The sequence below is a fragment of the Vibrio sp. V33_P6A3T137 genome, from assembly GCF_009904835.1.
Classification (GTDB): domain Bacteria; phylum Pseudomonadota; class Gammaproteobacteria; order Enterobacterales; family Vibrionaceae; genus Vibrio; species Vibrio metschnikovii.
The window spans coordinates 69075-76731 of record NZ_WXWK01000116.1; the positions used below are offsets into that span (position 1 = coordinate 69075).

At 46.2% G+C, this 7657-nt stretch carries 4 protein-coding genes; all 4 read left to right on the plus strand.

Annotated elements, in window-relative coordinates:
* The first annotated feature begins 37 nt into the window (after positions 1–37).
* Positions 38–1777, plus strand: coding sequence for a single-stranded-DNA-specific exonuclease RecJ (recJ, locus tag CAG60_RS10965; protein WP_158139070.1), 1740 nt, complete (start codon positions 38–40; stop codon positions 1775–1777).
* A gap of 303 nt (positions 1778–2080) precedes the next feature.
* Positions 2081–2851, plus strand: a complete 771-nt coding sequence (gene pdhR, locus CAG60_RS10970) for a pyruvate dehydrogenase complex transcriptional repressor PdhR (protein WP_004394247.1) — start codon at positions 2081–2083, stop codon at positions 2849–2851.
* Between the two features lie 50 nt (positions 2852–2901).
* Positions 2902–5562, plus strand: coding sequence for a pyruvate dehydrogenase (acetyl-transferring), homodimeric type (gene aceE / locus CAG60_RS10975; RefSeq protein WP_161426634.1), 2661 nt, complete (start codon positions 2902–2904; stop codon positions 5560–5562).
* Between the two features lie 19 nt (positions 5563–5581).
* On the plus strand, positions 5582–7468 hold the full coding sequence (gene aceF, locus CAG60_RS10980; protein WP_158144694.1) for a pyruvate dehydrogenase complex dihydrolipoyllysine-residue acetyltransferase: 1887 nt from the start codon (positions 5582–5584) through the stop codon (positions 7466–7468).
* The last annotated feature ends 189 nt before the right edge of the window (positions 7469–7657 follow it).

Here is a 7657-nt window from a genome sequence, read left to right on the forward strand (position 1 = left end):
GGAAACAGGCTTGGCATGTCCAAGCCTGATTATTTTTATGATCGAGATCCACAGAAGACCAGAAGTCGATTTAAGCCTATTGCCTGACAGTATCCCCGATTTATTGAAACGCATTTATCTTAATCGAGGCATTACCCGTGTTGAGCAATTAGAGAAAAGCGCTAAATCTTTGCATTCGTATCAAAGTCTGCACGGGATTGAACTAGCCGTGTCACTCCTATTGAATGCCATTGAGCAGCAAAAGCGGATCATTATTGTCGGCGATTTTGATGCCGATGGGGCCACGAGTTGTGCGCTGTCGGTATTAGCGCTGAGAATGCTGGGTAGCCGTAATGTTGATTATTTAGTCCCTAATCGTTTTGAAGATGGCTATGGACTCAGTCCTGAAGTGGTTGATCAAGCCTTACATATGGGCGCAGAGATGATCATGACGGTGGATAATGGCGTCTCTTCCATCGAAGGGGTACGTTATGCCAAGCAACATGGTTTGCAAGTCTTAGTCACCGATCACCATTTACCCGGACAAGTCTTGCCTGAGGTCGATGCCATGGTGAATCCTAATCTACAGCAGTGTGCTTTTCCGTCAAAAGCGCTTGCTGGGGTAGGGGTGGCGTTTTACTTAATGATGGCACTGTGCGTGCATATGCGTCAGTCAGGATGGTTTATTAAACACGGCATCCCTGAACCTAAACTCATGGAATTGATCGATTTAGTGGCATTAGGTACCGTGGCTGATGTGGTTCCACTGGATGACAATAATCGCATTTTAGTCCATCAAGGTTTACAGCGTATTCGCGCAGGTAAAGCTCGTCCGGGTATCCAAGCCTTAATTGAAATTGCCAAACGCGATGCGCGAAAACTAGTGGCTGCCGATTTCGGTTTTGCGCTCGGGCCAAGGATTAACGCGGCAGGGCGGTTGGATGATATGTCGTTTGGGGTTGAACTGTTGTTAACCGACAATATCCATGCCGCGCGGCGTATGGCCAGCGAATTGGATGCCCTGAATCAAACTCGTAAAGAAATCGAAGAAGGGATGAAGCAAGAAGCGTTAGCGTTTTGTGAGCGTCTTCAGTTTGCCGATAATAGCGCGTTGCCACAGGGGTTAGTGTTATTTCAACGAGATTGGCATCAAGGGGTGATCGGTATTTTAGCTTCCCGGGTCAAAGACAAATACCACCGTCCCGTGATTGCCTTTGCCGATGGTGGCGACGGATTAATTAAAGGTTCTTGTCGCTCGATCCCTAGCTTACACATGCGAGATACCTTAGATAAAATTGATACCCAGAATCCGGGGATCATTATCAAATTCGGTGGTCATGCGATGGCGGCAGGGTTAACCATTGCTGAAGCTAACTTGCCGCGTTTTCGTCAGCTGTTTGAGCATGAAGTGGCTTTACAGTTAGATGAAGCTAGCTTAAAAGGGATCGTACTCAGTGATGGTGAGTTAACTCCAGAAGAGTTCTCGATGCATACCGCCGAGTTATTAAGATCCGCAGGGCCTTGGGGACAAGCCTTCCCTGATCCACTGTTTGACGGTGAGTTTAAAGTTCTCCACCAAAAATTAGTCGGTGAAAAACACTTAAAATTAATGCTTGAACCGTTATTTAAAGGTCATCCAACCAATATCATGATCGATGGTATTGCTTTTAATGTTGATCTCCGTCGTTGGCCCGATGCTTCGGTGAAAACGGTACGCTTAGCTTATAAACTCGACATTAACGAATTCCGTGGCAACCAGTCTTTACAGTTACTGATTGATTGCTTAGAAGCCAAATAATCCTCGCCAACTTCTCATTCCGGACTGAGTTCACCTACACTCAGTCCGGTCACTCTATTGCTATTATTTTTCGCTACGACCTTATTAGGTTATTGACTTAGGCTTAATTTGTAATTGGTCTGACCTATACTATTGCTGTTTTAATACGCGGTTGTTATCAAAGTGTTTTAACTTGGCGGGTTCTATGATTTGGGTCAACTTTTGACTGGACACTCGCGTTTTAATTATGTTAATTTCTACCCCAACTTGAAATTGGTATTACCAATTGCCTGCAAAAAATGACCAGTAGAAGAACAATAAATTATGGCTTATCAAAGGATTCGTCAGCCGAAACTTTCTGATGTGATAGAGCAAGAGTTAGAACGGTTGATTGTGGAAGGAACATTAGCCCCAGGGCAGCAACTCCCTCCGGAGCGCGAGCTGGCAAAACAGTTCGAGGTTTCTCGTCCTTCGATACGTGAAGCGATACAGCGTTTAGAAGCAAAACGTTTATTGACGCGTCGCCAAGGTGGCGGAACCTTTGTCAGTGAACATATCTGGCAAAGTTTCTCTGATCCTCTGCTAAATTTATTGTCTAGTCATTCGGAAACACAGTTAGATTTACTGGAAGCACGCCATGCGTTGGAAGGTATTTCAGCTTATTTTGCCGCTTTGCGTGGTACCGATGAAGATTTTGCTCGTATTCAAACCAGTTTGGCGCGAATTAGCGAAGTTCAAGACTTGAAAGATACCGAAGCAGAAGCCAGCACGGTCATGGCCTTTTTGATAGCGATTACCGAAGCCACTCATAATGTGGTGCTGCTGCATATCGTTCGTAGCCTTGCGCCTTTGCTTGAGCAAAATATTTTGCAAAATTTTAAATTATTACGCCGCCGCCCCGAAGCGGAGGAGAAAGTAACTAAGCACCGAGCTAATATCGTGGATGCGATCGTTTCTGGTCAGCCAGAAAAAGCACGAGAAATGTCACACTCACATTTAGCTTATATCGAAGAAACATTGTTGGATTTGACCCGAGAAGAGTCTCGACGTGAACGTTCTCTCCGTCGCATCCAACAGGGTAATGAGCCGCAATAGCGGTCCATTGCGGTTCTAAATAAATCCAACCAACAGAAGGATAGATCGCCATGTCTGACATGAAGCATGACGTAGATGCACTGGAAACTCAGGAGTGGCTAGCTGCCCTGGAATCCGTTGTACGTGAAGAAGGCGTAGAGCGTGCGCAATTTTTACTAGAAGAAGTTCTAGAAAAAGCTCGTCTTGGTGGTGTTGATATGCCAACCGGTATCAACACTAATTACATCAATACGATCCCTGCAGCCCAAGAGCCCGCTTACCCTGGCGACACCACGATTGAAAAACGTATTCGTTCAATCATTCGTTGGAACGCGATCATGATTGTTCTTCGTGCTTCGAAGAAAGATCTTGATTTGGGTGGCCATATGGCTTCTTTCCAGTCTTCTGCCGCGTTTTATGAAACGTGCTTCAACCATTTCTTCCGTGCTCCTAACGAAAAAGATGGTGGTGACCTCGTTTATTATCAAGGTCATATTTCTCCAGGAATCTACGCGCGTGCCTTCGTTGAAGGTCGCCTGACTGCTGAACAATTGGACAACTTCCGTCAGGAAGTCGATGGCAAAGGTCTGCCTTCTTACCCACACCCGAAATTGATGCCTGAATTCTGGCAATTCCCGACCGTATCTATGGGTCTGGGTCCAATCGCCTCTATTTATCAAGCTCGTTTCCTTAAGTACCTAGATGGTCGTGGTCTTAAAGATACTTCTGAGCAACGCGTTTACGCTTTCCTTGGTGATGGTGAAATGGATGAGCCAGAATCACGCGGCGCAATCTCTTTTGCTGCTCGTGAAAAACTGGATAACCTATGTTTCCTTATCAACTGTAACTTGCAGCGTCTTGATGGCCCAGTGATGGGTAACGGCAAGATCATTCAAGAGCTAGAAGGCCTATTTAAAGGCGCTGGCTGGAATGTGGTTAAAGTGATTTGGGGTAACAACTGGGATGCACTATTAGCGAAAGACACCTCTGGTAAGTTACTGCAATTGATGAATGAAACCATCGATGGCGATTACCAAACGTTCAAAGCGAAAGATGGTGCTTACGTTCGTGAACACTTCTTTGGTAAATACCCAGAAACAGCGGCACTGGTTGCCGATATGACTGATGATGAGATTTTTGCTCTGAAACGTGGTGGTCATGAGCCATCAAAACTGTTCGCAGCGTTCAAGAATGCGCAAGAAACTAAAGGTCGTCCAACCGTTATCCTAGCGAAAACCGTTAAAGGTTATGGCATGGGTGAAGCGGCGGAAGGTAAAAACATTGCGCACCAAGTCAAGAAAATGGACATGACCCATGTTCTTGCGATGCGTAATCGTCTTGGTTTACAAGATCTTATCTCAGATGAAGCGATCAACGATTTACCTTACTTAACGCTTGAAGAAGGTTCAAAAGAGTACGAGTACTTGCACGCGCGTCGTAAAGCCTTACATGGTTATACACCACAGCGTTTGCCTAACTTTACTCAGCCTTTAGTTATTCCTGAGTTAGAAGAATTCAAACCGCTACTTGAAGAGCAAAAGCGTGATATCTCTTCGACCATGGCGTTTGTACGTACGTTGAATATTCTTCTGAAAGACAAGAATATTGCCAAAAACATCGTACCGATCATTGCTGATGAAGCGCGTACCTTTGGTATGGAAGGTCTGTTCCGTCAAATCGGTATTTACAACCCGCATGGTCAGAACTACACCCCACAAGATCGTGATATCGTTTCTTACTACAAAGAAGCGACGTCAGGTCAGGTATTGCAAGAAGGCATCAACGAGCTAGGCGCAATGTCGTCATGGGTATCAGCGGCGACCTCTTACAGCACTAACGATCTACCGATGATCCCGTTCTATATTTACTACTCGATGTTTGGTTTCCAACGCGTTGGTGATATGGCATGGATGGCGGGCGACCAACAAGCTCGTGGCTTCCTATTGGGCGCAACGGCGGGTCGTACTACGCTAAATGGTGAAGGTCTACAGCATGAAGATGGCCACTCACACATCCTAGCGAGCACAGTACCAAACTGTATCTCTTATGACCCAACCTTCGCTTATGAAGTGGCGGTGATCATTCAAGACGGTATTCGTCGTATGTATGGTGACCAAGAGAACGTGTTCTACTACTTGACGCTAATGAACGAAAACTACGCAATGCCAGCAATGCCTGAAGGCGCTGAAGAAGGCATCCGTAAAGGTATCTACAAGCTAGAAACCTACACAGGTTCAAAAGCGAAAGTTCAGTTGATGAGCTCTGGCACGATCATGAATGAAGTGCGCAAAGCCGCGCAAATTCTGAGTGATGATTATGGCGTTGCTTCGGATGTTTACTCGGTGACTTCATTTAACGAATTAGCTCGTGATGGTCAAGCGTGTGAGCGTGATGCAATGCTTCATCCTGAAGCGGAAGCGAAAGTACCTTATATCGCACAAGTGATGGGTACAGAGCCTGCGATTGCTGCGACTGACTACATGAAAAACTATGCGGAGCAAGTACGTGCTTACGTTCCTGCGGAGTCTTATAAAGTATTAGGTACAGATGGCTTTGGTCGTTCAGACAGCCGTGAAAACCTTCGCCGTCACTTTGAAGTGAATGCAGGTTATGTTGTGGTTGCAGCACTAAGCGAACTGGCCAAACGTGGTGAAGTTGAGAAATCGGTAGTGGTTGAAGCTATCAAGAAATTTGATATCGACACCGAAAAAACTAACCCGCTATACGCTTAATTGAAGGTAGGAAAGAATAATGGCAATCGAAATTAATGTACCGGATATCGGTGCCGATGAGGTTGAAGTTACTGAGATTCTTGTCAGCGTTGGCGACAAGGTTGAAGAAGATCAATCGCTTCTCACTGTTGAAGGTGATAAAGCCTCAATGGAAGTTCCTGCATCTCAAGCAGGTATTGTTAAAGAGATCAAAGTGACTGTCGGCGACAAAGTAACGACCGGCTCTTTGATCATGGTGTTTGAAGCTGAAGGTGCCGCTGCAGCGGCACCTGTGGCTGAGGCTCCTGTTGCTGCTGCGGCCGCCGCTCCTGCCGCTACTGAACTGAAAGAAGTTCAAGTACCGGATATTGGTGGCGATGAAGTTGAGGTGACTGAAATCATGGTTGCCATCGGCGACGTGGTAACAGAAGAGCAATCGTTGATCACCGTTGAAGGCGATAAAGCCTCAATGGAAGTACCCGCGCCTTTCGCTGGTACAGTGAAAGAAATCAAAATTGCCTCTGGTGACAAAGTGACCACGGGTTCTTTGATCATGGTCTTTGAAGTAGCTGGTTCTGGTACTTCGGCTCCAGCGCCTGTTGCTCAAGCTAGCGCTCCAGCAGCTCCGGCTGTAGCAGCAGATAAAGACGTTCAAGTGCCAGATATCGGTGGCGATGAAGTTGAAGTGACCGAAATCATGGTTGCGGTTGGCGACATGGTTGAAGAAGAGCAATCGTTGATCACCGTTGAAGGCGATAAAGCCTCGATGGAAGTTCCTGCACCTTTTGCTGGTAAAGTGAAAGCGATTAAAGTCGCTGCGGGTGACAAAGTTTCTACTGGCTCACTGATCATGGTGTTTGAAGTGGCTGGCGCAGCTCCTGCGCAAGTGGCGGTTGCTGCTCCTGTACAAGCTTCAGCACCAAGCGCTGCCGCTGCTGCACCAGTAGCACAAGCGAGTGCTGCTACGACAGCTGATTTCCAAGAGAATCATGAATACGCTCATGCCTCTCCAGTGGTTCGTCGTCTCGCTCGTGAGTTCGGTGTTAACCTGTCTAAAGTGAAAGGATCTGGTCGTAAGAGCCGCATCTTAAAAGAAGACGTACAAAACTACGTTAAAGAAGCGCTAAAGCGTCTTGAATCTGGATCAGCGGCGGTCGCTTCTGGTAAAGGTGATGGCGCGGCACTTGGTCTGCTTCCTTGGCCAAAAGTGGACTTTAGCAAGTTTGGTGAAACTGAAGTTCAACCACTTTCTCGCATTAAGAAGATCTCTGGCGCTAACTTGCACCGTAACTGGGTAATGATCCCACACGTTACCCAATGGGATAACGCGGACATTACTGAATTAGAGAATTTCCGTAAAGAGCAAAACGCCATCGAAGCGAAGAAAGACACTGGCATGAAGATCACCCCACTGGTGTTCATCATGAAAGCGGTCGCTAAAGCGCTAGAAGCCTTCCCAGCATTTAACTCTTCATTGTCTGAAGATGGCGAAAGCTTGATTCTCAAGAAGTATGTTAACGTGGGTATTGCGGTAGATACCCCGAATGGTCTAGTGGTACCTGTGTTTAAAGATGTTAATAAAAAAGGCATCTACGAGCTTTCAGCTGAGCTGGCTGAAGTCTCGAAAAAAGCGCGTGCCGGTAAACTGACCGCTGCTGATATGCAAGGTGGCTGCTTTACTATCTCTAGCCTAGGTGGTATTGGTGGTACGGCATTTACGCCGATCGTCAATGCACCAGAAGTGGGTATTCTTGGTGTATCTAAGTCGGAAATTAAGCCAGTGTGGAACGGTAAAGAATTTGCTCCACGCTTACAGCTTCCATTGTCACTGTCTTACGATCACCGAGTGATCGACGGTGCAGAAGGTGCACGCTTTATTACGTACTTGAATGGCTGCCTAAGCGATATTCGTCGTTTAGTATTATAAGCAGTTAGCGAGTGAAGGCGGCTTTTCAGCCGCCTTGATTCAACTATTATCTTGTAATTGGCTGATATAGTGTTTTTTATTCAGCGAATTGTCGTCTAGCTCACAGGCTAAATGGATTTACTTTTCACACCATTAACATCTCTGTAAACTGTTGCGGTCTGAAAAATAATCGTTTTAAACCATTATGTT